Source organism: Pseudomonas rhizozeae, assembly GCF_031583775.1.
In the GTDB taxonomy this organism is placed as follows: Bacteria; Pseudomonadota; Gammaproteobacteria; order Pseudomonadales; family Pseudomonadaceae; genus Aquipseudomonas.
Genome location: NZ_JAVLSB010000059.1, coordinates 107,246 through 130,874, shown reverse-complemented (window position 1 = coordinate 130,874; position 23,629 = coordinate 107,246). Strand labels below are relative to the sequence as shown.

Annotated in this window: 21 protein-coding genes; 8 read left to right on the top strand and 13 right to left on the bottom strand. The window is 62.4% G+C overall.

The genetic code is table 11. From position 1 onward, the window contains the following. Positions 1-3: 3 nt before the first annotated feature. The gene (locus tag RG836_RS20935) at positions 4-609 is read right to left on the bottom strand and encodes an arylesterase (protein WP_310849145.1); all 606 of its coding nucleotides are present in this window, start codon (positions 607-609) and stop codon (positions 4-6) included. A gap of 10 nt (positions 610-619) precedes the next feature. On the opposite strand from RG836_RS20935, the gene RG836_RS20930 reads away from it, so the two are divergent. Genes RG836_RS20930 through greB form a run of 3 tightly spaced genes read left to right on the top strand, consistent with a single transcriptional unit; the run spans position 620 to position 4,339 of the window. Beyond that, entirely contained in the window at positions 620-1,303 is a 684-nt protein-coding gene (locus RG836_RS20930; RefSeq protein ID WP_310849144.1) for an ABC transporter ATP-binding protein, read from the top strand. Then, entirely contained in the window at positions 1,303-3,807 is a 2,505-nt protein-coding gene (locus RG836_RS20925) for an ABC transporter permease (RefSeq protein ID WP_310849143.1), read from the top strand. The genes RG836_RS20930 and RG836_RS20925 overlap by 1 nt, the downstream gene beginning before the upstream one ends. A gap of 34 nt (positions 3,808-3,841) precedes the next feature. Then, positions 3,842-4,339, top strand: a complete 498-nt coding sequence (gene greB / locus RG836_RS20920) for a transcription elongation factor GreB (RefSeq protein WP_310849142.1) — start codon at positions 3,842-3,844, stop codon at positions 4,337-4,339. On the opposite strand, the gene RG836_RS20915 is transcribed toward greB, so the two are convergent. From RG836_RS20915 to RG836_RS20905, 3 genes are all read right to left on the bottom strand, one after another. Then, the gene (locus RG836_RS20915) at positions 4,340-4,648 is read right to left on the bottom strand and encodes a class I SAM-dependent methyltransferase (protein ID WP_310849141.1); all 309 of its coding nucleotides are present in this window, start codon (positions 4,646-4,648) and stop codon (positions 4,340-4,342) included. A 247-nt stretch (positions 4,649-4,895) separates the two neighbouring features. Further along, entirely contained in the window at positions 4,896-5,330 is a 435-nt protein-coding gene (locus tag RG836_RS20910) for a DoxX family protein (RefSeq protein ID WP_310849139.1), read from the bottom strand. Between the two features lie 99 nt (positions 5,331-5,429). After that, positions 5,430-6,851, bottom strand: a complete 1,422-nt coding sequence (locus tag RG836_RS20905) for an MltF family protein (RefSeq protein WP_310849137.1) — start codon at positions 6,849-6,851, stop codon at positions 5,430-5,432. 236 nt (positions 6,852-7,087) lie between these two features. On the opposite strand from RG836_RS20905, the gene RG836_RS20900 reads away from it, so the two are divergent. From RG836_RS20900 to RG836_RS20890, 3 genes are all read left to right on the top strand, one after another. Further along, positions 7,088-7,894, top strand: a complete 807-nt coding sequence (locus RG836_RS20900) for a TatD family hydrolase (RefSeq protein WP_310849135.1) — start codon at positions 7,088-7,090, stop codon at positions 7,892-7,894. A 198-nt stretch (positions 7,895-8,092) separates the two neighbouring features. Beyond that, on the top strand, positions 8,093-9,574 hold the full coding sequence (locus tag RG836_RS20895; protein ID WP_310849132.1) for a methyl-accepting chemotaxis protein: 1,482 nt from the start codon (positions 8,093-8,095) through the stop codon (positions 9,572-9,574). Between the two features lie 209 nt (positions 9,575-9,783). Then, positions 9,784-10,146: a DUF962 domain-containing protein gene (locus RG836_RS20890; RefSeq protein WP_310849130.1), complete on the top strand. Its 363-nt coding sequence runs from the start codon at positions 9,784-9,786 to the stop codon at positions 10,144-10,146. Between the two features lie 4 nt (positions 10,147-10,150). On the opposite strand, the gene RG836_RS20885 is transcribed toward RG836_RS20890, so the two are convergent. From RG836_RS20885 to RG836_RS20875, 3 genes are all read right to left on the bottom strand, one after another. Continuing rightward, positions 10,151-10,948 carry an acyl-CoA thioesterase gene (locus RG836_RS20885; protein ID WP_310849128.1) on the bottom strand — a complete coding sequence of 266 codons (798 nt, stop codon included), beginning with the start codon at positions 10,946-10,948 and terminating at the stop codon, positions 10,151-10,153. Between the two features lie 96 nt (positions 10,949-11,044). Beyond that, positions 11,045-11,803 carry a CHAD domain-containing protein gene (locus RG836_RS20880; protein ID WP_310849126.1) on the bottom strand — a complete coding sequence of 253 codons (759 nt, stop codon included), beginning with the start codon at positions 11,801-11,803 and terminating at the stop codon, positions 11,045-11,047. Positions 11,804-11,826: 23 nt separating this feature from the next. Further along, on the bottom strand, positions 11,827-12,105 hold the full coding sequence (locus tag RG836_RS20875) for a hypothetical protein (RefSeq protein WP_310849123.1): 279 nt from the start codon (positions 12,103-12,105) through the stop codon (positions 11,827-11,829). Positions 12,106-12,325: 220 nt separating this feature from the next. On the opposite strand from RG836_RS20875, the gene RG836_RS20870 reads away from it, so the two are divergent. Next, on the top strand, positions 12,326-13,363 hold the full coding sequence (locus RG836_RS20870) for a patatin-like phospholipase family protein (protein WP_310849122.1): 1,038 nt from the start codon (positions 12,326-12,328) through the stop codon (positions 13,361-13,363). A gap of 223 nt (positions 13,364-13,586) precedes the next feature. On the opposite strand, the gene RG836_RS20865 is transcribed toward RG836_RS20870, so the two are convergent. The 6 genes from RG836_RS20865 to kdpF all read right to left on the bottom strand — a co-directional run bounded on the left by RG836_RS20865 (position 13,587) and on the right by kdpF (position 21,758). Continuing rightward, positions 13,587-14,285 (bottom strand): response regulator, encoded by a 699-nt coding sequence (locus tag RG836_RS20865; RefSeq protein WP_310849120.1) that lies wholly within the window; start codon positions 14,283-14,285, stop codon positions 13,587-13,589. A gap of 63 nt (positions 14,286-14,348) precedes the next feature. After that, on the bottom strand, positions 14,349-17,000 hold the full coding sequence (locus tag RG836_RS20860; RefSeq protein WP_310849118.1) for a sensor histidine kinase KdpD: 2,652 nt from the start codon (positions 16,998-17,000) through the stop codon (positions 14,349-14,351). Between the two features lie 132 nt (positions 17,001-17,132). After that, the gene (gene kdpC / locus RG836_RS20855) at positions 17,133-17,678 is read right to left on the bottom strand and encodes a potassium-transporting ATPase subunit KdpC (protein ID WP_310849116.1); all 546 of its coding nucleotides are present in this window, start codon (positions 17,676-17,678) and stop codon (positions 17,133-17,135) included. A gap of 219 nt (positions 17,679-17,897) precedes the next feature. Then, positions 17,898-19,955: a potassium-transporting ATPase subunit KdpB gene (kdpB, locus tag RG836_RS20850; protein ID WP_310849114.1), complete on the bottom strand. Its 2,058-nt coding sequence runs from the start codon at positions 19,953-19,955 to the stop codon at positions 17,898-17,900. Positions 19,956-19,965: 10 nt separating this feature from the next. Further along, entirely contained in the window at positions 19,966-21,660 is a 1,695-nt protein-coding gene (gene kdpA, locus RG836_RS20845; RefSeq protein WP_310849112.1) for a potassium-transporting ATPase subunit KdpA, read from the bottom strand. An 8-nt stretch (positions 21,661-21,668) separates the two neighbouring features. Beyond that, positions 21,669-21,758 carry a K(+)-transporting ATPase subunit F gene (gene kdpF / locus RG836_RS20840; protein WP_007899818.1) on the bottom strand — a complete coding sequence of 30 codons (90 nt, stop codon included), beginning with the start codon at positions 21,756-21,758 and terminating at the stop codon, positions 21,669-21,671. A gap of 414 nt (positions 21,759-22,172) precedes the next feature. On the opposite strand from kdpF, the gene eat reads away from it, so the two are divergent. Next, the gene (gene eat / locus RG836_RS20835) at positions 22,173-23,537 is read left to right on the top strand and encodes an ethanolamine permease (RefSeq protein ID WP_310849090.1); all 1,365 of its coding nucleotides are present in this window, start codon (positions 22,173-22,175) and stop codon (positions 23,535-23,537) included. Positions 23,538-23,629 lie beyond the last annotated feature (92 nt).

Sequence of the window (23,629 nt, the reverse complement as noted above, 5' to 3'; positions counted from 1 at the left end):
GCGTCATAACAGCGGTTTCAGCGTCGGCCAGACGTTCTCCAGCAACTTGCCCTGAGCCCCGACGGCCGGGTGCAGGCCGTCGGCTTGCATGAGCTCGGGAACTCCGCCGACGTCCTTGAGAAAAAACGGCACCAGGGGGATGTTTTTTTCGCTGGCCACATCGCCGAAGACTTTGGCAAAAGCGCTGGTGTAGCGCACGCCGTAATTCGGCGGGATTTGCATGCCCAGCAGCAACACCTTGGCACCGGCTGCCTTGGAGCTGTCGATCATGCTCGCAAGATTCTGTTGCAATTGCGCCGGAGGCTGTCCACGCAGGCCGTCGTTGCCGCCCAACTCGAGGATCACCAGCTCCGGCTTATGCTCTGCAAGCAGCGCCGGCAGCCGCGCCTGGCCTCCTGCACTGGTGTCACCACTGATGGAGGCGTTGACCACTTTATCGTCAAAACCCTCTTGCTTGAGCCGCTGTTCAAGCAATGCCACCCACCCCTGCCGGGTATCCAGGCCGAAACCCGCGCTGATACTATCGCCAACGATCAGGACTGTACCCGCCGCTGCGTTCTGGGCCATGCACATCAAGGCCAGGCCAGCACTCAAAAACCACACACGCATCGGATTCTCCATGGGCGCAAGCATTCTTATCGCCAAGCACCTTAGCAAAGTGGTACCCAGCGCGGAAGGCGAGCTGACCATCCTGCACGAACTCAGCCTGGAACTGAACAAGGGCGACAGCCTGGCCATCGTCGGCGCGTCCGGTTCCGGTAAATCGACCTTGCTCGGCTTGCTCGCCGGGCTCGACCTGCCCAGCAGCGGCGAAGTGGTCCTGGCTGGCCAGGCCCTGAGCAACCTCGATGAAGACCAGCGCGCACGGATCCGCGCCGAGCACGTGGGTTTTGTCTTTCAGTCGTTCCAGCTGCTCGACAGCCTCAACGCTTTAGAGAACGTCATGCTGCCGCTGGAACTGGACGGCCGCAAAGATGCGCGTGAACGGGCCACCGAGTTGCTGCAGCGGGTCGGCCTCGGTGCGCGGCTGACCCATTCGCCACGGCAATTGTCCGGAGGTGAACAGCAACGTGTGGCCATTGCCCGCGCCTTCGCCGCCGAGCCCGACGTGCTGTTTGCCGACGAGCCCACCGGCAACCTCGACAGCCACACCGGCGAGCGCATCAGCGACTTGCTGTTCGAGTTGAACAAAGAACGCGGCACGACCCTGGTGCTGGTGACTCACGACGAACGCCTGGCACATCGCTGCCGGCGCCTGATCCGCCTTGAAGCCGGCCTGCTGGTCGCCCCTCTGGAGCCTTGATGGCACGCTTGCCGCTGTTGCGCCTGTTCAGTCTCGCTATCCGCCAATTGCTGCGCGACGCCCGCGCCGGTGAGTTGCGCGTGTTGTTCTTCGCCCTGCTGGTGGCGGTCGCCGCGAGCACCGCCATCGGCTACTTCGGTGCCCGACTCAATGGCGCAATGATGTTGCGCGCTACCGAATTTCTCGGCGCCGATCTGTTGCTGGAAGGCAGCTCGCCGGCGCGCCCGGAACAGATCAGAAGCGGCACCGAACTCGGGTTGGAACACGCCCGGGTGGTGGAGTTTTCCAGCGTGATCGCCACGGACAACGGCATCCAGTTGTCCAGCATCAAAGCGGCGGACGAGGTCTATCCGCTGCGAGGTCAGCTGAAAAGCGCACCGCAACCCTTCGCCCCCGAGGAGGTTGGCGGTGGGCCGAAACCTGGCGAGACCTGGGTCGAGGCGCGGCTCTTGACCGCGCTCGACCTGAAGATAGGCGACAGCATCGATGTCGGCATGAAAACCTTGACGCTGGCGCGCATCCTCACCTACGAGCCGGACCGCGCCGGTAACTTCTATAGCTTGACGCCGCGGGTGATGATCAACCTGCAAGACCTCGACGCCACCGGCGTGGTGCAACCGGGCAGCCGAGTCAGCTACCGCGACCTGTGGCGCGGCAACGCGTCGGCCCTGGAAACCTATCGGCAACTGGTCAAACCGGGGCTGGCACCGAACCAGCGCTTGCAGGATGCGCGAGACGGCAACCGGCAGATCGGCGGCGCCCTGGGCAAAGCCGAGCGTTACTTGAACATGGCGAGTCTGGTGGCGGTGCTACTGGCCGGCGTGGCGGTGGCGTTGTCGGCGACCCGATTCGCCACGCGCCGCTTCGACGCCAGTGCCTTGTTGCGTTGCCTGGGCCTGTCGCGCCGGGAAACCATGGTGCTGTTCACCTTGCAACTGACAGTCTTGGGTTTGCTGGCGAGTGTCAGCGGTGCGGTGATTGGCTGGCTGGCGCAGTTCGGCCTGTTCGCCCTGCTGCATGATCTGTTGCCGGCCGACGTCCCTCCCGGTGGCGTGCTGCCCGCCATTGCCGGGATCGGCACCGGGCTGGTGGCTCTCGCCGGTTTTGCCTTGCCGCCGCTGGCCGCGCTCGGGCGGGTGCCGCCGTTGCGCGTATTGCGCCGCGACATGCTGCCGATCCCGTCCAGTACCTGGATGGTTTACGGCGCAGCACTGGCGGCGTTGGGCCTGATCATGTGGCGCCTGAGTCTCGATCTGGTGCTGACCTTCGCCCTGCTCGGCGGTGGCGTGGTCGCGGCGGTGATCCTCGGTGGCTTGCTGTTGTTGCTGCTGCAAAGCCTGCGGCGATTGCTGGCGCGTTCCGCCCTGCCCTGGCGCCTGGGTCTGGGGCAGTTGCTGCGTCATCCACTGGCCGCCGCCGGACAAGCCCTGGCCTTTGGCTTGATCCTGCTGTCCATGGCGCTGATCGCACTGTTGCGCGGCGAGTTGCTCGACACCTGGCAAAACCAGTTGCCGAAAAACGCGCCGAACTACTTCGCCCTGAACATCCTGCCCGCCGAAAAACAAGCCTTCACCGATCGCCTGGTCGAGCTGTCAGCGCAGTCGGCGCCGTTGTACCCGGTGGTACCAGGGCGTTTGATCAGCATTAACGGCGAAGCGGTGCAGGAGATTGTCAGCAAGGACAGTGCTGGCGACCGGGCGATCCAGCGCGACCTGAGCCTGACCTGGGCTGCCGACCTGCCCAACGGCAACGCCATCACCGAAGGCACCTGGTGGAACGCCGCGCCCTCGGATGACGTGCCGGGCGTATCGGTGGAAACCAAAGTCGCCGAGAGCCTCAAGCTGAAGATCGGCGACCACATGGTGTTCACCGTGGCCGGGGTCAATCGCGAGGCCAAGGTCACCAGCCTGCGGACGATCAACTGGGACAACTTCCAGCCGAACTTCTTCATGATCTTCCAGCCCGGCACCCTGAAGGATTTACCAGCCACGTACCTGACCAGTTTCTACCTGGCGGCGGGCAACGATCAGCAGATCGTCGACCTGTCACGCTCGTTCCCGGCGGTGACCATCCTGCAGGTCGAGGCCTTGCTTGAACAACTGCGCAGCATCCTCGCCCAGGTCACCCTGGCGGTGGAATACGTGCTGTTGTTTGTACTGGCGGCCGGCATGGCGGTGTTGTTTTCCGGTTTGCAGGCGACGCTCGATGAACGCATTCGCCAAGGCGCCCTGCTGAGGGCGCTGGGTGCCGAACGACGCTTGCTGGTGAAGGCGCGGCGGATTGAGTTCGGCTTGCTTGGTGCGGTCAGCGGACTATTGGCAGCGTTGGGTTCGGAAGTGGTGAGCCTGGTGCTGTATCGCTACGCCTTCGACCTACCCTGGCATCCACACCCTTGGTTATTGGTCCTGCCGCTCATCGGTGCGTTGCTGGTGGGTGGTGCCGGGGTGTTCGGCACCCGCCGCGCGCTGAATGCCAGTCCGCTGACAGTGTTGCGCGAGGGTTGATAGACTCGCGCCTTCATCACTACAAGAAACTGTCATGAGCCGATACCGTCCTCCTCGCACCGCTGGCACCGCGCTGATCACCCCGGAAGGTGAAGCGCGGATGCGCGCCGAGTTTCACGAACTCTGGCACGTACGGCGGCCGCAAGTGACGCAATCGGTGAGCGAAGCCGCCGCACAGGGCGATCGTTCGGAGAACGCCGAATACACTTACGGCAAAAAGATGCTGCGGGAAATCGACAGCCGCGTGCGCTTTCTCACTAAACGTCTCGAAGCGCTGAAAGTGGTCAGCGAAAAACCCAGTGATCCGAACAAGGTTTACTTCGGCGCCTGGGTCACAATCGAAGACGAGGACGGCAAGGAGTCGCGCTACCGCATCGTCGGCCCTGACGAACTGGACTTGAAGCTGGGCCTGATCAGCATCGATTCACCATTGGCCCGCGCCCTGATCGGCAAGGCACTGGACGCTGAAGTCCGGGTGCAGACACCGACGGGCGAACAGTTTGTTTACATCACCGCCATCAGTTACCCGTAGTCAGCGCCGTGCGATTAGCCCCTGGCGTGCGACGCGGGTCAGGTGGCGAATAACCTCAGGCGCCTCTTCCAGGCTGGGTGACTGAATCACTGCCAGGTCAAAGCTGTCGCTGGCAAAACGTGCGAGGGAATCGCCGTCGTCGACAAACTGGATCAGGAACGCCGCCGGGCCACCGGTGCGACGCGGCCAGCCATCGAGATAACGCAGCAGCGTCGGCTGGTGTTTACCGCCAAGGAGAATTTTGGGATTGCGCTGGGTGAGGTGTGCTGTGATCGGCGCGGGGCGAACTGGAGGGCGTAGTGCGTTCATCGTGTCGTGTCTCTGCCTCAAAAGTCTGCATGGCAGGTGAGAGGCAACACCGAACCAGCGCTTTAGCGGTATTTCGAAGCCTGTTTATGGCTTCTGTCGGTAACGAATGGGTTACCTGGCGCCCCGCAAGTAGCTGTTTAAATCGGCGCATGAGCGGCATCCTAGAGAACGTGACTGGTGAGTGTCAAGAATCCCGAGCAACAAAAAAGGCCCGCGCAATGCGGGCCTTTTCCTTGAGCCAGAGCCGTTAGCCGGCGATGGCACGATCGGCAGACAACTTGCCGGCGCCTTCGATCAGCACCGCGATCGAGCCACCCAACAATGCTAGAGCGAACTCGTAACCGTTGTTAGCCATAAACAAGCCGTTAGGCAAATGCACCGAGAAGATCGCCACCAACGACAGCACTGCCAGGCCGAGTGCCGCCGGACGTACCAGCAGGCCGATGATCAGCGCCAGCCCGGCGAAGAACTCGGTACCACCGGCCAGAGCGGCCATCAGGTAACCCGGCGTCAGACCCACGCTTTCCATGAACTGCGCGGTGCCAGCCAGGCCGTAGCCACCAAACATACCGAACAGTTTCTGGGCACCGTGGGCGGCGAAAATCACCCCGACCACGATGCGCAGCACCGTCAAACCGTAGCCAGCGCGGGTAAACAGTACTTTGTTGACGAATGTGCTCATGTTGCCTTATCCCTAATTAGTGTTGGTTGGCCGCAATATTAATCAGTTTTGTTTATGTTAAAAGCGCAATATTTCCACCATAACAATCGAATAAATCGATCACTTCCGTGTAGCCACTTTTTGCGTCGGTGGCTCCAACGAGTCCCGCTCCCGGTCGTACGCCAGGTAATACTTGTTCACGCTATTAACATAGCTGACGGCCCCCATTCCCACCTGCTCCATGGCAATGCGTTCGACCTGGAAGAACCACTGATTCGGGTTGAGCCCACGGCGGCGGGCTTCTGCGCGCATGCCCTGCACTCGCTCCGGACCCATGTTGTAGGCGGCAAGGACGAAGGCCATGCGCTCACGCTCATTGAGTTTGGGACTAGAGAAGAATTTGCGGCGGATCATCGCCAAGTATTTGGCCCCCGCCATGACGTTGGCGTCCAGTTCCTGAATGTTATTGACCCCGACCCGCTGTGCCGCGGACGGGGTGATCTGCATCAACCCGGTCGGCCCGCCGCCTCCGCGTGCCTTGGGCTGCAGCGCCGATTCCTTGAACGCCAGCGCGGCCAGGTTCAGCCAGTCCATGCCTTGCGCGTCAGCATGTTTTTGCAGGACCGGGCGCAGTTTTTCCAGACGCTGGCGGTCAGCCTTGGCCAGCGGATTGTGCACCTGATACAGCCGCCGGTAGATACGCAGAAACGCCACGTCCTGATCCGACGGCGTTTTGTAGGTCTTGAGAAAGTGATCGATGCTCGCGCGTAGAATCCGCGCATCGCGCCGCACGAACCAGAACTCCTCGCCGGGATCGCTGATCATCACCTGGCGATCGAAACGCAACTTCGGCAGGATCTTGCCCCAGCGCTCGGCAATCGGTTGCTCGACAATGGTCAGGTGGAAAATCCCGCCCTGGACCATCTCCAGCACATCCTCAACTGCCAGGCTCGGGTCGACCCACTCGACTTTCACCGGCGGCAGTTTGTGCAGCGCCAGCTTCTGGTTGATCTGGCTCACCGCATCACCGGCCGCACTGCCGGTGGGCAACGCGAGAGTTTTACCGGAGAGCTGCTCAAGCTTGGTGTACCGGCGCTCGCCTTTGATGCCGACCAGAATCAACGGGATTTTGCTGGAGATCGGCTCACTGGCGCTGATGCCGTGCATGGAAGTCGGGTCGAGCAATTCACCCGGCGCAACCAGATCGCCCTCGCCGCGCTGCAAGGCGCCGAGCAGTTGATCCTTGGCTTTGGGGATGATCTTGAGGGTGATTTCCTGGCCGTCACGGGCGTGACCGTTGAGGTATTGCTCGAACGCGCGCAAGCGGTGGTATTCGACGCCGATCGATTGGCCCTGGACTTCGCCGGAGCTGTTGCGGCTTTGGTTGACCAGCACGCGCAAGGTGCGACTGCCGCGGATTTCTGCCAAGTCGCGGACGCTGCTCGGCGCCGCCGCTTCGACCGGCCCGGCCAAACGCGCAACCGCCGGTAAGGGCAGCAGCAACGCACCACACAACAGTAATAAAACCGAGGGACGAATCATCCACTCTCCGGAAAGAATACGGGGGTCGTTTCTGCAGAAAATCGAGAAACCGCACGACCGAAACAGAGCGCCTGAGCGCTGACAAAGTGCGAGAGACGGGCACAGCGATGGAAAAACCCATCAGCCGGTCTGCCTCGCGGCATCAAAAGACAGCTTTAACTCGTTGTAGTTCTTGGCTTTTCTTATAAATCTACAGCTCTGATATGCTTTCCGGCCTCTGGCCTGAAGGTAGCACCATGCAACTCATCGATATCGGCGTCAACCTGACCAACCCCAGTTTCGCCGATAAACACCAAGCGGTGCTGGATCGCGCCTATGCCGCCGGGGTCTGCCAACTGGTGCTGACCGGCACCAGTGTAGAGGGCAGCGAGCAAGCTCTGGAGTTGTGCCAACAACTGGACGAGAGCGCTCAGCGGCTGTTCGCCACCGCTGGCATCCACCCGCATTCGGCCAGCGAATGGAACGCTGACAGCGCCCAGCGCCTGCGCAGTTTGCTGAAAGAATCGAACGTGGTGGCGGTGGGCGAATGCGGGCTCGATTTCAACCGCGACTTATCGCCGCGCGCGCAGCAGGAAAAAGTCCTCGAAGAGCATTTGGCGATGGCGGTCGATTTGCAACTGCCGGTGTTCCTGCATGAGCGCGACGCCAGCCAGCGTCTGCTGGAGATCCTGCGCGACTTCCGCGATCAATTGCCCGCCGCAGTGGTGCACTGCTTTACCGGCGAGAAAAAAGCCCTGTTCAGCTACCTCGACCTTGATCTGCACATCGGCATCACTGGCTGGATCTGCGATGAACGCCGCGGCACCCACCTGCATCCGCTGGTGCGCGACATCCCGCGGGGCCGGCTGATGCTGGAAAGCGACGCGCCCTACCTGCTGCCGCGCAGCTTGCGCCCAAAGCCGAAAAACGGCCGCAACGAACCGGCGTACTTGACCGAAGTGCTGCGGGAAGTGGCGTTGCACCGGGAAGAAAGTCACGAAGAGTTGGCGGCGCATACCACCGCGTGTGCGCGGGCGTTTTTTGGATTGCCCACCCTCCCCTGACTACCCGAACTCCTTTGTGGGGGAGCCTGCTCGCGAAGGCGGCGTGTCAGCCGATATGAATTCAACTGACAAATCGCTTTCGCGAGCGGGCTCAGGTTTTTGTATTGCCACATTGATGTGGGTCAAATCCCGACATTCTCGTAGCGGCACAATAATGGCACCTTGCCGAAACTGTTCCCGCTATCAGAGAAGACCTCCATGGGTGCCTGGCTTAGCAATATCTCGCTGAAGTACAAATTCTGGGCGGTCAATGCGGTCGCCTTTGTCACGACCCTGCTGCTGGTGCTATACGCCGTGCAGCTAGAGCAACAGGCGCGCGGCCAGGCGTCGCAAATGGCCGCGCAACGCCAGGCGCAGTTGTTGAAAGCCTGGCCCGCCGGGCAACCACTGCCAAAGGCCGCTGACTGGCTGACCTTCCTGCGCGGGCAGACGCCGATACTCAACGACCAGCCATTGACGCCATTGCGCGACGCTCAGGGGTGGGTGACCTTCGATGCGCTGCCGCTGTTCGGCGACAATCCGTTGATGGGTGCCGAGGTATTCACAAGGGCCGATGCCCAGCAAGTCGCAGTACTCGCCTATGGCCCAAGCCTGAGCCAGGTATTCAGCGACCGTTTCGTCCACTACGCAGTAGCAGTGTTCGTGTTGATGCTGGCGATGCTCGGCGCTTCGCAATTGCTGATCCGTTTTCTGCTGGCGCAACTCAACACCCTCAAGGATGTCATGCTGCACGTCGAAAAAACGGGCGACCTGTCCGCGCGAGTGCCGTTGACGGGGGCCGATGAAGTCGGGCAAATGGCCAATGCTTTCAACGCCATGCAAGCCGGGTATCAGCGTGTGGTCAGCACCGTCGCCAGCACCGCGCGGCAATTGGATGAAGGCGCCGCGCGGCTGGCATCGAGCATGAGCGAAGTGCGCCACGGTATGCTCGGCCAGCAAAGCGAAACCGATCAGGCGGCCACCGCGATCAACCAAATGTCGGCCACGGTTCACCACATCGCTCAACACGCCGGCGCCACCCGCGACCTCTCGCAAACCGCCGACAGCCTGGCCGGCAGTGGTCATGCCGTGGTGCTAAGGGTGCAAACATCGATCAGCGGGTTATCCACAGGGGTGCAGCAAACCGCGCGGATGATTGAGCAATTGGCCGAAGACAGCCAGAAGATCAACGGCGTGGTCGGGGTGATTCACAGCATTGCGGAACAGACCAACCTGCTGGCGCTCAACGCTGCCATCGAAGCCGCTCGCGCCGGGGAAATGGGCCGTGGCTTTGCGGTAGTGGCGGACGAGGTGCGTAACCTGGCGAAACGGGTGCAGGCCTCCACCGACGAAATCACCGGCATGGTCACCGCACTACAAGCGGGCACCCGCGATGCGGTGGATTTTATGCAGGAAAGCTCATTCAAGGCTGACGATTGCGTGCAACAGGCCCAAGAAGCTGGCGTGGCCTTGGCCGAGATCACCGGCGCGGTGGCGCAGATGCGCGAGAGCAATACCCAGATTGCCGTGGCGGCGCAGCAGCAGAGTCATGTCGCCGAGGAGATGAATCGCGCGGTGGTGAGCATCCGCGATGTCACCGAGAACACCGTGCGACAGACTGTGGGCTCGGCGACCACCAGTCATGAATTGGCGGTGTTGGCGGGAGAACTGAACAGAGCGATTGGTCAGTTGAAGCTTTGAGGACGTCTTCGCGAGCAGACTCGTTCCCAAGAGGCCTGAATGCTTGCAGAGATCACTGTGCGAGCCTGCTCGCGAATAGCGGCCCCCGACCAACATCAATCCAAACCATCAAGCCCTATCACTCCCATAGCCAACCGCGATTCGCCGAGCGACCGGGCCAGGCCTATTCTTCAGGCTATGTACCACGCATGGAATTGAGGAGTTCGATCATGGGTAAACGCCACCCCAACCTGCCCGCCTGGCAATGGCGCGCCTACGGGGCTAATCATCAGCATCCGACCAACCTGGTGTTGCACCTGATCGCTGTGCCGCTGTTTATCGTCGCCGCATTGCTGATTATCTGCGGAGTGCTGGGCCTGCACTTCGGCAACCTGGCCATTGGGGTGATCGGCGTGATTGCCGCACTGGCCTTGCAGCGCCACGGCCACAGCCTGGAGGCGCAAGCCTCCGAGCCGTTCGCTGATCGCAAGGACGCGGTTTCGCGCCTGCTGGTGGAGCAATTCCTGACCTTTCCGCGCTTTATTCTCAGTGGTGGCTGGTGGCGCGCCTGGCGCAATCGCCATCGGCGCTAATCTGTCAGCCGAATACCGTCACCGTCTGCCGGCTGAGGGCGATCAAGCGACCATCGGCGCTCCACAGGTTGGCGGCGGCGTGGCCGTAGCCATCGCGGGCATGCTCGATGGTGACCAGGTATTTGCACCAGTCCAGCGTGGTCAGCTCCAGCAGCGGCTGAACGAATTCAATCGTCCAGGTCAACGTGCTGCCCGCCGCCGGTTTGCTCAGGTGCGGCATCAGCGATGGCGGCCAGGCGTCGACCAACGCCAGGATGTGCGATTCGCCCAATGGCTCTTCTTTCACGTCACCGCGCAAGCGCACCCAGCCCCCCATTTGTCGTGACGTGTTACCGCTGAAGGGCAAGCCGCCTACCGTCCAGCGCATCGCCAGGTGGCGCATGAATTCCGGGGTGATGCCGGGGATATAGGGTAATTCCTGGCACTCGTCCCAGTGCTTCATTTCCGGCGCCGGCTCGGCTGTCACGGTCACTTCGGAGGGCCGCGAGGCGCCGAAACTGCCCTGCACCAGCGTCACCACCTGGCCGTTCTGCATCGCGCGCCCCAGCACTTGGCTGACGGCTTTGCCTTCGCGCAACACATCCACTTCAAAACTCAGGCCTGTATTGGGCGCCACCGGGCCGACGAAGGTAATTGCCAGCGAACGCACCGGCCGATCCGCCGGGACCTTGGCGCGCATGGCTTCGTACTGCAACGCAGCGACCAGGCCGCCAAAGCTGGCGCGGCCCTGGGCCCACTCGGCAGGGATGGAGAGATCCAGCGGTTGGCGGCGGACAGCATCGAGCAGATCGCAAAAGCGCATGGAAACCTCGCAAGCAAGAATCGGATGGCGCGATCTTAACCAGCCGAAGGGTGCTCTACAGCGCGCATTCCGGCCAAATGCGCGGACAGAAGAGCCTCAACCCTTGAAGCAATCGGCGCTGAGTTTGTCGAGCACCCGGTCGGCGCGCTGTTCGGCCTTGGCCATGGTCATTTGCCACACCGGAATGCAGGGTCGCAAATCAGCCTGAAGTTCAGCCTGGGCCAGCCATTGAAAACTATCGTGCCAATCGCCCAGCGCCGCTTGTGCAGACTTGAGGCGTGGCATGGCTTTGGCCGGCAGACGATCGAGTTCGGGATAGGCTTCGATGGCGTAACGCACACGCTTGATCAGCAAGCGCAAGCGATGGCGGTCGTGAGCCGGGTCATGCAGCGCCGCGTCCAGTTGCTTCCATTGCTTGGCCAGGCGTTTTTCGATGCGCTGGCGCAAGCCCTTGAGCAATCCCTGGCGCTGCGAGGCTCGCAGAAAGCGTGGAAAAGCATCCAGCACCAACAACAAGCGCGCCACTTCATCGCTGTCGGCCACGCCAGGAAACACGCCGACCAGTTGCGCGGCGCGGCGCTCGGCCAATACGTGATGACCTTTCTCGTGCAAATACGCCGCCAGCACTTCCAGATCACGCAGCGGCGTGGTCAGGTCGCCCACGGCTTTGGCTGCCGCTTCCAGTTGTTCGACACCGGGCAATCCGCGCAACGGACGCAACAGACTGCGCAAACGCCGTACCGTGGTGCGCAGATCGTGCAGGGCCTCGGAGTCGGTGTTGGCACTCAGGCGCGCCTGGCAGGCGATCAAGCGAATATCCAGGCTGAGAATCTGCGCCACCAGGCGATTGATCATCGGGTCATTCCATCCACCAAGGGTTAGCGGCCCGCGCGGGACTCACGAATGTAGAAGCGGGCTTTCTCGGCCTTGTTGGCGCAGCCCTCGAACGCTTCGAATTGTTGTTGGGTCTTGGCGCCGGTCAGCAAGGACAACGCCTTGGAATAGCTCACGGTGCCGGCAAAGCCTTCGGCCTTGGCCAGGTCCAGCTCTTTCCAGGCGCTGTCGAGTTGGCTGCCGCAGCTGTCGCGGTAAGCGGTCTTGCCGGCGCAACCGGCCAATGCCAAGGCAATCAGGGGCACGCAGATCCAGGCTTTCATCAATCACACCTCAAGGTAGGGAAACAGTCGTGCTGGTTAAGACGGTGGGCCGGGCAAAAAGTGCCTTGCTGCAATGCGCTCACTATAGCCGTGCGCCGGGCCGTTAGGTGGCGCTAAATGTGTGTGCGTTTTTATTCAAATGCGACAGCGCCACCACAACGATTGAAGCCGGCACCGGGTTGGGTGCATTGTTGAACCTTGTTCGCTCAAGGTCCGAGTCATGAAGAAGCGTGTCGCACTGGTGTTGGGCTCTGGTGGAGCCCGGGGTTATGCGCATATTGGCGTCATCGAAGAGCTTGAAAGACGCGGTTACGACATCGCCTGTATCGCCGGTTGTTCGATGGGCGCGGTGGTCGGCGGGATCTACGCCGCCGGCAAACTGGATGAGTATCGCAACTGGATCGAAAGCCTGGATTATCTCGACGTGCTGCGGCTGGTGGATGTCAGCTTCCGCCTCGGCGCGATTCGCGGCGAAAAAGTCTTCGGGCAGATCCGCAAGATCGTCGGCGAGATCAACATCGAAGACCTGCGCATCCCCTACACGGCGGTGGCGACCGACCTGACCAACCAGCAGGAAATCTGGTTCCAGGAAGGTTGCCTGCACCAGGCGATGCGCGCCTCGGCAGCGATTCCCAGCTTGTTCACCCCAGTGATGCAGGGCAACCGGATGCTGGTGGACGGCGGCATTCTCAACCCGCTGCCGATCGTGCCAGTGGTGTCGAGCCACTGTGACTTGATCATTGCGGTCAACCTCAACTCGACCAATCAGAAGCACTACCAACTGCCGGTGATCCCGCGCCCGGCCGCGTTCAAAAGTCGCTTCAACAACCTGGTCAGTTCGCTCGGCTCGCACCTGCCGTTCCGGCGTAAACAGGCCGAGCAATTGCTGTTGCTGGAACAGGAAGCGCTCAAGGCCGAGGCCGCCGAGATCAACCCCTGGCTCGACAGCGCCGAGCCCGAGGCCCAGCAACCTGCCGCCGCCCCGGAAAGCCCCGGCGCACCGAAATCCGCCACCGGATCGTTCATCATCGACAACGTTGGGCCTGCGTCGCTGCTGGATTTGATCAACCAGAGTTTCGAGGTGATGCAGACCTCGTTGGCGCAGTACAAGATTGCCGGCTACCCGCCGGACATTTTGATCAACGTGCCGAAGCGGGTGTGCCGGTTTTTCGAGTTTTACAAAGCGCCGGAATTGATCGCGTTGGGCCGCGAGATTGCGCGGGATACATTGGATCGGTATGAGAGTGAGCGGGAGTAAGGCCGCCGGTTTTTGGGTGACTTGCAGGGCCCCATCGCTGGCAAGCCAGCTCCCACAGGGGTCTTCAGTGCTCACAACAAATGTGCCTGATCCAGATTCCCACAGATCGCTCCAACTAACCCAGTGCTCACAACAGATGAGTCTGATGCAAATCACTTCAACAACCCAAAACCCGGTGGGAGCTGGCTTGCCAGCGATGAGGCCGGATCAGCCAACGCAAAAACTAGAGCCCAGAATCACTCAACAACCGATACCCCACCCCTGCTTCTGTGACGATAAACCTGGGCTGGGTCGGGTCATCCGCGAGTTTCTGCCGCAAATGCCCGACGACGATGCGCAGGTAATGGCTGTCGTCAGTATGAGTCGGCCCCCAGATGTCTTTGAGCAATTGCTGCTGGGTGATGACCCGTCCCGGATGGCGGGCCAGTTGCGCCAGCACTGCGTATTCCTTGCGGGTCAAGGCGATTTCCGCGCCGTCCAGCAGCACGCGACGGTAGGCCAGGTCGACGGTCAGCGGGCCGAAACTCAGCGCCGCTTCCTGAGCTTCACCGGCCGGAGCCTGGCGCAATAAGGCGCGAATCCGCGCGAGGAATTCCTGGATACCAAACGGCTTGGTCACGTAATCGTTAGCCCCGCCGTCCAGCGCTTCGACCTTCTGCCCTTCCCCCGCACGCACCGACAACACCAGCACCGGCGCCGTCGACCACTCGCGAAATTCACGCAGCACTTGCTGGCCGTCCATGTCCGGCAAGCCAAGGTCCAGCACCAGCAAGTCAGGCTTGTTCAGCGCGGCCTGGGCCAGGCCTTCATTGCCAGTGCCGGCCTCCAGCACTTTGTAACCCTGGGACGTGAGGCTGATGCGCAGGAACTTGCGGATCTGCGGTTCGTCATCGATGACCAAAATGGTCGCGGTCTGGCTCATGGTTTCACATCAAACATTAGGGGTGGCAAGAGAGTAACGTAGCCGTGCTTCGACTTCACCGGCTCAGGTTTCACTTTCAAACCCCGGCTGTGCCTGCAACGGCAAGTGCAAGGTGATGCAGGTGCCGCGCCCGTCGATGCCCTCGGTGACGCTGATATGCCCGCCATGAGCGCCGACCATGCCCTGACAGATCGCCAGCCCCAGTCCAGTGCCCTGGCCGCCGCGATCACCACGGGCGGCGGTGTAGAACATGTCGAAAATCTTCGCCCGCTCCTCCACCGGAATGCCCGGACCTTCATCGGCCACTGAAAAATACAGCTCGTTGTCGTCGGCGCCGGCCCGCAATTGCAGACGCCCGTTGACCGGGGAAAAGCGCGCGGCGTTTTCCAGCACATTGACCAGCGCCTGTTCGATCAACGCCGCGTGCACGTACAACAACGGCAACTGCGGTTCGACCTCGGTGCTGACCTGCAACGGCGCCAGCACCGCGCGCAGGCGATTGAGCGAACTGCCAACGATGTCGGCCGGCGACACCCAGTCCCGCGCCAGTTTCAGCGCGCCGTGGCCGAGGCGGGTCATGTCCAGCAAGTTCTGGATGTAGCGATCGAGGCGCTCGGCTTCATCGCGGGTGCCTTCGAGCAGTTCGCGGCGATCCTCCAGCGGGATCGCCTCGCCCAGCGCCAGCAGGCTGTCGATGCTGCCGCGCATGGACGTCAACGGCGTGCGCAAATCGTGGGAGACCGAGGCCAGCAAGGCGCTGCGCAGTTGTTCGGTTTCACCGTGCAGGCGCGCGGCTTCCAGCTCTTCGGCCAGTTGCGCGCGGGCCAAGGCCTGGGCCAGCGGTTGGCTGAGGGCGGTGAGCAAGCGGCGGCGCTGGCCGCTCAGTTGCGTGCCCTCCTTGGCACAGACGCCGAGCAGCGCCAGCGGCCCTTCTTCCCCGGACAACGGCCACCACCACCAACGGCCAAACGGCAAGGTGCCGGTGCCCATGCCGGCCGGTTGATCGTGTTGCCAGGCCCAGTCAGCGGCGGCGCGCTCGCTGTCGGTGAAGCTCAGCGGGCCGCCGGTCTCGACCTTCCATTCTGCCGGGCCGACCCGATTGAGCAGGCACAGTTGCAGCTCGCTCCAGCCTTCCAGATGTTGCGCGGCGGCGCTGATCACCGCTTGGCGATCGGTAGCGGCGGTGAGTTTGCGCGACAGGTCGAGCAGCTCGCTGGTTTCTTCCTGGGTGTCGCGCAGCGCTTGTAACTGGCGGCGCTGACGGGCCGCGAGGTTGCCGGTGAGCGCCGCCATCAGCAGGAAGAACAGCAAGGTCAGCACGTCTTCTTCGCGCTGGATGCTCAGGGAGAAATTCGGCGGAATAAACAAAAAGTCATAAGCCAGAAACGACAATGCCGCACAGGCCAGCGCCGGGCCGAGGCTGCTGCGCACCGCCACTAGCAGCACCGCCGCGAGGAACACCAGCGAGATGTTCGGCAACGCCAGCACACCGGCGACCGCCCAAGCCAGAGCACTGGCGAGGACCGTCGCCAGCAGCGCCAGCGCGTAGTCGAACCAGACCCAGGCCTGCGGCGAACGCTGGCGTGGCGCCTGTTGTTCGTGATCGCTGTCGAGCACGTTGATTTCCAGGCCTCGGGCATCGCGCAGCAGGCGTGACGCCAGGCCACCGCCGAACACTCGACGGCGCCAGCGCAATTGCGACTGGCCCACCAGCAGCAGACTGGCGCGGCGCTCGCGGGCATGCTGGATCAGGGTTTTCGCCACCTCGCCGGCGCGCAGTTGCACCACCTCGCCACCGAGGCGTTCGGCCAGTTGCTGGGCACTTTGCAGGCGCTGGCGCGATTGTTCGTCGCGGGCGCTGCCGTTATCCACATGCACCAGGCTCCAGGGCAAATGCCGGCGCTGAGCGACGCGGCTGGCGTGACGCACCAGGCGTTCGGCCTGGGCATCGCCATCGATGCCGACCAGCAAGCGCCCGCGCACGGCCGGCGCCGCCTGGCCCAGCTGCCGATAACCCTGGGCCAAATCATTGTCGACCTGCGCGGCGGCGGTTTGCATCGCCAGTTCGCGCAAGGCGGTGAGGTTGGTCTGGGTGAAAAACGCATCGATCGCCGCCCGCGCCTGCTCCGGCACGTAGACCTTGCCATCGCGCAAGCGCTCGAGCAGCTCGCGCGGTGGCAGGTCGATCAGCAGCAGTTCGTAGGCTTCCTGCAGCACCCAGTCGGGCAGGGTTTCGCGGACCTGCACGCCGGTAATGCCGCGCACTTGGTCGTTAAGGCTTTCGAGGTGCTGGACGTTGACCGTGGTGAACACGTCGATGCCGGCGGCGAGCAGTTCCTGAATGTCTTGCCAGCGTTTGGCGTGACGGCTGCCGGGGGCGTTGCTGTGGGCCAATTCATCGACCAGCACCAGTTTTGGTCGGGCCTTGAGCAAGCCGTCGAGGTCCATTTCTTCGAGCAGCACGCCACGGTATTCGGAGCGCAGCATGGGTTGCTGCGGCAGGCCGCCGAGCAAAGCTTCGGTCTCGGCGCGGCCATGGGTTTCCACCACCCCGGCGATGACTTTGACGCCCTGGCGCAGTTGCGTGTGCGCGGCCAGGAGCATGGCGTAGGTCTTGCCGACGCCGGGCGCGGCACCGAGAAACACCTTCAACCGGCCACGGCCATCACGGGGTAAATCAGCTAACAGGGCGTCGGCGCGGCCGGAGTCGCTCATGCTTGGGGATCTCTTTCTGTTCAGAGGTTGATGCGTTGACTGTCAGGGCCGCTTCGCGAGCAGGCTCGCTCCCACAGGGGAAAGCGATGCTCTTGTTGGAGCGAGCCTGCTCGCGATGAATCCATCATCGATTTACAGTTTTTCCAGCGCCCGGTTCAGCGCCAGCACGTTGACCACCGGAGGGCCGATCAGCGGGCTTTCGATGTTGGCGTTCATCAGTTCTTCTACGGTGGCCACGGGCAGGTTGCGCGCCTTGGCGACACGCGCCAGTTGATAGGCAATTGCCGCCGGTGGCAAGTGCGGGTCGAGACCGCTGCCGGAGGTGGTCAGCTGCGCCAGCGGCACCGGGCCCTGGCCGGGGACTTGCAGTTTGTTGGCGTCGTCGATGACGCGGGTGGCCAGCGCCGGGTTGCTCGGCGACAAGTTGCTCGCGCCGCTCGACACCGTGGCGAAGGCACCGGCCGATGGACGCGGGTGGAACCAGGCGTCGCCGGTGAAATCCTGGGCGATCAGCGAAGAACCACGGACCTTGCCGTCGGCGTCGCGCACTAGGCTGCCGTTGGCCTGGTCGGGAAACGCGACCTGTGCAACGCCGGTGACTACCAGTGGATAAGCGACGCCGGTGATCAGCGTCATCAAAACAAGCAGGCTCAAGGCCGGACGTAATACGGTGGACATCTGAAAATCCTCGAATTCATGGGTACGCAAAATCTGGGAGCCACTCGATCCTGTGTGGCGAGGGAGCTTGCTCCCGCTCGGCTGCGCAGCAGTCGTAAACCAGTCGATGCAAGGTGACTGACGGGATGCGGGGGCTGCTGCGCAGCCCAGCGGGAGCAAGCTCCCTCGCCACAAAAGTGGTCTTCACCACCTAAGCAGCGCTCCCCGCCAGTTCTCGACTTAAACCAAATGCAACGCCGTCAGCAGCATGTCGATGGCCTTGATGCCCACGAACGGCACCAGAATCCCGCCCAGGCCATAGATCAGCAGGTTGCGGCGCAGCAGCGCGGCGGCACTGGCGGCCTGGACGCGCACACCGCGCAGGGCCAGGGGAATCAGCACCACAATGATCAGCGCGTTGAACACGATCGCCGAGAGGATGGCGCTCTGCGGGCTGGCCAGGTGCATCACGTTGAGTACGCCAAGCTGTGGATAAATCGAGGCGAACAGCGCCGGCAGGATGGCAAAGTATTTGGCCACGTCGTTGGCGATCGAGAACGTGGTCAACGCCCCGCGAGTCACCAGCAACTCCTTGCCGATCTGCACCACGTCCAGCAATTTGGTCGGGTCGCTGTCGAGGTCGACCATGTTCGCCGCTTCGCGCGCCGCCTGGGTGCCATCGTTCATCGCCATGCCGACGTCAGCCTGGGCCAGCGCCGGGGCGTCGTTGGCGCCGTCGCCACACATTGCCACCAGGCGTCCGTCGTTCTGCTCGTGACGGATGCGCGCCAGTTTTTTCTCCGGGGTGGCTTCGGCCAGTACGTCATCGACGCCCGCCTCAGCAGCAATCGCGGCAGCGGTCAGCGGGTTGTCGCCGGTGACCATCACGGTGCGGATCCCCAGTTTGCGCAACTCGGCGAACCGCTCGCGGATGCCAGGCTTGACCACGTCCTTGAGGTGAATCGCGCCGAGCAATTTGCCGTCGACGCAGACCAGCAACGGGGTGCCGCCACTTTGGGCGATCTTGTCGATTTCCCGCGACAGCGGTGCCGCCAGGTCAGCGCGTTTCAGGCCGACGAAGCTCAGCAGCGAATCCACCGCGCCTTTGCGGAACACCCGGCCCTGGTAGTCAACGCCGGACAGACGGGTTTCCGCGCTGAACGGCACTGCAGTGAGTTGCTCGGCGCTCGGCTCAGCCTGTGGATAAAGAGCACGCAGGTACTCGACGATGGATTTGCCTTCCGCCGTGTCGTCCGCCAGCGAAGCGAACAACGCGCCTTCCGCCAGCTCCTTGCCCGTCACGCCGGGGGCGGCATACACAGCGGTGCAACGACGGTTACCGAAAGTGATGGTGCCGGTCTTGTCCAGCAGCAGGACGTGCACGTCCCCCGCCGCTTCCACCGCACGGCCGGACTTGGCGATCACGTTCAGGCGCACCAGGCGATCCATGCCGGCGATGCCGATGGCGGACAACAGGCCACCGATGGTGGTCGGAATCAGCGTGACCAATAACGCCACCAGGAACACCAGCGGCAGGCTGCCATTGGCGAAGTGGGCGAACGGCTGCAAGGTTACGACCACCAGCAGGAAGATCAGGGTCAGGCCGATCAGCAGGATGTCGAGCGCCACTTCGTTCGGGGTTTTCTGGCGTTTGGCGCCTTCCACCAGCGCGATCATGCGGTCGAGGGTCGACTCACCGGGGTTGGCGGTGATGCGCACCAGCAGCCAGTCAGACACCAATCGAGTGTTGCCGGTGACGGCCGAACGGTCGCCGCCGGACTCGCGGATCACCGGCGCGGATTCACCGGTGATCGCCGCTTCGTTGACCGCCGCGATCCCTTCAATCACCTCGCCGTCACCGGGGATCATCTCCCCCGCTTCGACGCGCACGATGTCGTTCTTGCGCAGGGCCGTGGCCGGCACTACCTGAAAGGTGCCGTCGGCTTTCCTGCGGCGCGCACTCAAGCCTTCGCTGCCAGCCTTGAGGCTGTCGGCGCGAGCCTTACCGCGACCTTCGGCCAAGGCTTCGGCGAAGTTGGCGAACAGCACGGTGAACCACAGCCACAGGGCGATCTGCGCGGCGACGAAGGTCGGCACGGTGGTGTCCGGCACAAAGCACAGGATTGTGGTGAGCACGGCGGTCAGTTCGACCACCAACATCACCGGCGCCCGTTGCAGTTGACGCGGGTCGAGCTTGACGAAGGCTTGCACCAGCGCCGGGCGCCACAGGGCCGAGATCGCGGTTTTCGGTTGCTCCGGCGCCTTGGCGGCGACCGGTTTGGTTGCGGGCATATTCATCATTGACTCCTTAGAAGCCCAAGCTCAAATGTTCAGCAATTGGGCCCAGCGCCAGGGTCGGCAGAAAGGTCAGGCCGCCCACCAGCAAAATGGTCACGGTCAACAGGGTCACGAACAGCGGGCCATGGGTCGGGAAGCTGTTCTGGCCGATCGGTGCGCTTTTCTTCAGCGCCAGGCTGCCGGCCAGGGCCAGAACCGGGAGGATGTAACCGAAGCGACCGATCAACATGCCCAGGCCCAGCATCAGGTTGTGGAACCCGGTGTTGGCACTGAAGCCGCCGAACGCCGAACCGTTGTTGGCACTGGCCGAGGTGTAGGCGTACAGCAACTGGCTGAAACCGTGCGGCCCGGGGTTGCTGACCGAGGCGATCGGCCCTGGCAATACCGAGGCAATCGCGCCCAGCACCAGCACGCCGACCGGCATCACCAGCAGGGTGACCACCAGCAATTGCACTTCCTTGGCTTGCAGCTTCTTGCCGAGGTATTCCGGTGTGCGGCCGATCATCAGGCCGGCAAGGAACACCGCGATCAACACGTTGAGCAACATGCCGTACATGCCGGCGCCGACGCCGCCGAAGATCACTTCGCCGACCATCATGTTGACCAGCGCGACCATGCCGGTCAGCGGGTTGAGGCTGTCGTGCATGGCGTTGACCGAGCCGTTCGACGCGGCCGTGGTGGTCACCGACCAGAGCACCGTGGCGGTGGTGCCGAAGCGCGCTTCCTTGCCTTCCAGCGGCGCGGTCTGTTCGACGGCGGCGTTGTTCAGGGTCGGGTTCGGCTGGTATTCCGACCACAGCGAGGTGGCGCCGCCGATCAGGAACAGCGCGAACATGCACGCAATGATCGCGCGGCTCTGACGCAGGTCTTTCACGTAATGGCCGAAGGTAAACACCAGCGCCACCGGGATCAGGATGATCGAGGCCACTTCAAACAGGTTGCTCCACGCGGTCGGGTTCTCGAACGGGTGCGCCGAGTTGACACCGAAGAAGCCACCACCGTTGGTGCCCAATTGCTTGATCGCAATCTGGCTGGCGGCCGGGCCCAGCGGGATGACCTGATCGACCCCTTGCATGGTCACGGCGTTGATGTACTGCGCGAACGTCTGCGGAACGCCCTGCCACACCAGGTACAGCGCCAACAGCAGGCACAGCGGCAGCAGACCGTAGAGGGTGGCGCGGGTCATGTCGGCCCAGAAGTTACCCAGGGTCGTGGCCGATTTGCGACCGATGCCACGGCACAGCGCAACCAGTACGGCCAGACCGGTCGCGGCGCTGACGAAATTCTGCACGGTGAGGCCGACCATCTGGCTCAGATAGCTGAGCGAGGCTTCGCCGCTGTAGGCCTGCCAGTTGGTGTTGGTCATGAAGCTGATCGCGGTGTTAAACGCCAGCGTCCACTCTTGGCCTGGCAGCTTTTGCGGGTTGAGCGGCAGGTATTCCTGGAACAACAGGATCAGGAACAGCAGCAGAAAACCGGCGAGGTTAAAGGCCAGCAACGCCAGGGTGTACTTCTGCCAAGTCTGCTCTTGCTGCGGATCGACACCCGAGACCCGATAACACACCCGCTCCACCGCCCCGAGGATCGGCGACAGCCAAGTGCGCTGGCCTTCCATGACCTTGTAGTAAAAGCGCCCGAGGTACGGCGCCGGGACCAGGACCACCGCAAGGAAGGCGAGGATCAGCCAATAGTCATAACTGTGCATAGCCGCTCCTAGTTCCGGTCCGCGCGCAACAGCGCAACCAATAGATAAATGAACAGCCCCACTGCCAGCAGCAGTGACACCCCGTCCAGAACGCTCATGGAAGTTCTCCGTGTTACGGCGTATTGCCGCGTGTACGGCCATTGTCGGCAGGGAGGCTGTAAAGGAACGAGGGCGAGGGGTGTGGCGGGGCATAAAGAATGCGTAAAGAGTGGGTTTATGGTGGCGTTACAGCTGGGATTTGCAGGGGCTGTGCGGGCCTCATCGCGGGCAAGCCCGCTCCCACAGGGTGCGGTGGTGTAGCGTTTGGCGAGTGCCAACTGTGGGAGTGAGCCTGCTCGCGAAGGCGGCATAAAAGGCAACAACGCTCTGTACTGGCGCACAATATGTAAACATCCAGCAACAAATATTCCCGATACGACTGGTTTCAACGTATTACGACGGCAACTGGCGCAATGGCACGCCCACTGCAACGTTTCACCCTGAGCTGTCCAAACCGTTCAGGGAGCAAACGCATGAACACACAACTCAAACCCACGCTGGGCACTTTGCATCTGTGGGGCATTGCGGTCGGGCTGGTGATTTCCGGCGAGTATTTCGGCTGGAGTTACGGCTGGGGCGTGGCCGGGACATTGGGCTTTCTGGTGACCTCATTCATGGTCGCCACCATGTACACCTGTTTCATCTTCAGTTTCACCGAACTGACCACCGCGATTCCCCACGCGGGCGGGCCATTTGCCTACAGCCGCCGGGCGTTCGGCGAGAAAGGCGGACTGATCGCCGGGCTGGCGACGCTGATTGAATTCGTCTTCGCACCGCCCGCCATCGCCCTGGCCATCGGCGCCTACCTGAATGTGCAATTCCCGGCGCTCGACCCGAAACACGCAGCGGTCGGGGCCTACATCGTGTTCATGGGCCTGAACATCCTCGGCGTGAAGCTCGCCGCGACTTTCGAATTGGTGGTGTGCATCCTGGCCGTGGCCGAATTGCTGGTGTTCATGGGCGTGGTCGCCCCGGCGTTCAGCTTCAGCAACTTCGCACTGAACGGCTGGGCCGGTTCCGATGTGTTCGGCGCCCCGGCGATTGCCGGGATGTTCGCGGCGATCCCGTTCGCAATCTGGTTCTTCCTCGCCATCGAAGGCGCGGCCATGGCCGCCGAAGAAGCCAAAGACCCGAAACGCACCATTCCCAAAGCCTATATCAGCGGCATTCTGACCCTGGTGATCCTGGCCATGGGCGTGATGTTCTTCGCCGGTGGCGTGGGTGACTGGCGCACCCTGTCAAACATCAACGATCCGCTGCCGCAAGCCATGAAAACCGTGGTCGGGGAAAATTCCGGCTGGTTGCATATGCTGGTATGGATCGGCCTGTTCGGCCTGGTGGCGAGTTTCCACGGGATTATCCTCGGCTACTCGCGACAGTTCTTCGCTCTCGCCCGCGCCGGTTACTTGCCACGGGGCCTGGCCAAGCTGTCGCGCTTCCAGACGCCGCACCGGGCGATCCTCGCCGGCGGCGTGATCGGCATTGCCGCTATTTATAGCGACGGCTTGATCAACCTCGGCGGCATGACCCTTACCGCCGCGATGATTACCATGGCGGTGTTCGGCGCGATTGTGATGTACATCATGAGCATGCTCAGCCTGTTCAAACTGCGCAAAACCGAGCCGAACCTCGAACGCACCTTCCGCGCGCCGTGCTACCCATTGGTGCCGATGATCGCGCTGGTGCTGGCGCTGGTGTGCCTGGTGGCGATGGCCTGGTTCAATACCTTGATCGGCCTGATCTTCCTCGGCTTTATGGCGATCGGATTTTTGTACTTCACCCTTACCGCGCAACTGCGTGCGGATGCGCCGGCGGATGCGATGTTGACCGGTTTGTAACGGCTGAAAGTATTACCGGCGGATCAGGCCTAGAATTGAACCACTGCGAAAGCATTTTGCTCAAAGTGGTATGCACGGTCGGTTGGCGAAAC

Bases quoted from the DNA above. Each gene is read 5' to 3' on its own strand.
- RG836_RS20935 (WP_310849145.1), bottom strand. From the start codon at position 609: ATGCGTGTGTGGTTTTTGAGTGCTGGCCTGGCCTTGATGTGCATGGCC.
- RG836_RS20930 (WP_310849144.1), top strand. From the start codon at position 620: ATGGGCGCAAGCATTCTTATCGCCAAGCACCTTAGCAAAGTGGTACCC.
- RG836_RS20925 (WP_310849143.1), top strand. From the start codon at position 1,303: ATGGCACGCTTGCCGCTGTTGCGCCTGTTCAGTCTCGCTATCCGCCAA.
- greB (WP_310849142.1), top strand. From the start codon at position 3,842: ATGAGCCGATACCGTCCTCCTCGCACCGCTGGCACCGCGCTGATCACC.
- RG836_RS20915 (WP_310849141.1), bottom strand. From the start codon at position 4,648: ATGAACGCACTACGCCCTCCAGTTCGCCCCGCGCCGATCACAGCACAC.
- RG836_RS20910 (WP_310849139.1), bottom strand. From the start codon at position 5,330: ATGAGCACATTCGTCAACAAAGTACTGTTTACCCGCGCTGGCTACGGT.
- RG836_RS20905 (WP_310849137.1), bottom strand. From the start codon at position 6,851: ATGATTCGTCCCTCGGTTTTATTACTGTTGTGTGGTGCGTTGCTGCTG.
- RG836_RS20900 (WP_310849135.1), top strand. From the start codon at position 7,088: ATGCAACTCATCGATATCGGCGTCAACCTGACCAACCCCAGTTTCGCC.
- RG836_RS20895 (WP_310849132.1), top strand. From the start codon at position 8,093: ATGGGTGCCTGGCTTAGCAATATCTCGCTGAAGTACAAATTCTGGGCG.
- RG836_RS20890 (WP_310849130.1), top strand. From the start codon at position 9,784: ATGGGTAAACGCCACCCCAACCTGCCCGCCTGGCAATGGCGCGCCTAC.
- RG836_RS20885 (WP_310849128.1), bottom strand. From the start codon at position 10,948: ATGCGCTTTTGCGATCTGCTCGATGCTGTCCGCCGCCAACCGCTGGAT.
- RG836_RS20880 (WP_310849126.1), bottom strand. From the start codon at position 11,803: ATGATCAATCGCCTGGTGGCGCAGATTCTCAGCCTGGATATTCGCTTG.
- RG836_RS20875 (WP_310849123.1), bottom strand. From the start codon at position 12,105: ATGAAAGCCTGGATCTGCGTGCCCCTGATTGCCTTGGCATTGGCCGGT.
- RG836_RS20870 (WP_310849122.1), top strand. From the start codon at position 12,326: ATGAAGAAGCGTGTCGCACTGGTGTTGGGCTCTGGTGGAGCCCGGGGT.
- RG836_RS20865 (WP_310849120.1), bottom strand. From the start codon at position 14,285: ATGAGCCAGACCGCGACCATTTTGGTCATCGATGACGAACCGCAGATC.
- RG836_RS20860 (WP_310849118.1), bottom strand. From the start codon at position 17,000: ATGAGCGACTCCGGCCGCGCCGACGCCCTGTTAGCTGATTTACCCCGT.
- kdpC (WP_310849116.1), bottom strand. From the start codon at position 17,678: ATGTCCACCGTATTACGTCCGGCCTTGAGCCTGCTTGTTTTGATGACG.
- kdpB (WP_310849114.1), bottom strand. From the start codon at position 19,955: ATGAATATGCCCGCAACCAAACCGGTCGCCGCCAAGGCGCCGGAGCAA.
- kdpA (WP_310849112.1), bottom strand. From the start codon at position 21,660: ATGCACAGTTATGACTATTGGCTGATCCTCGCCTTCCTTGCGGTGGTC.
- kdpF (WP_007899818.1), bottom strand. From the start codon at position 21,758: ATGAGCGTTCTGGACGGGGTGTCACTGCTGCTGGCAGTGGGGCTGTTC.
- eat (WP_310849090.1), top strand. From the start codon at position 22,173: ATGAACACACAACTCAAACCCACGCTGGGCACTTTGCATCTGTGGGGC.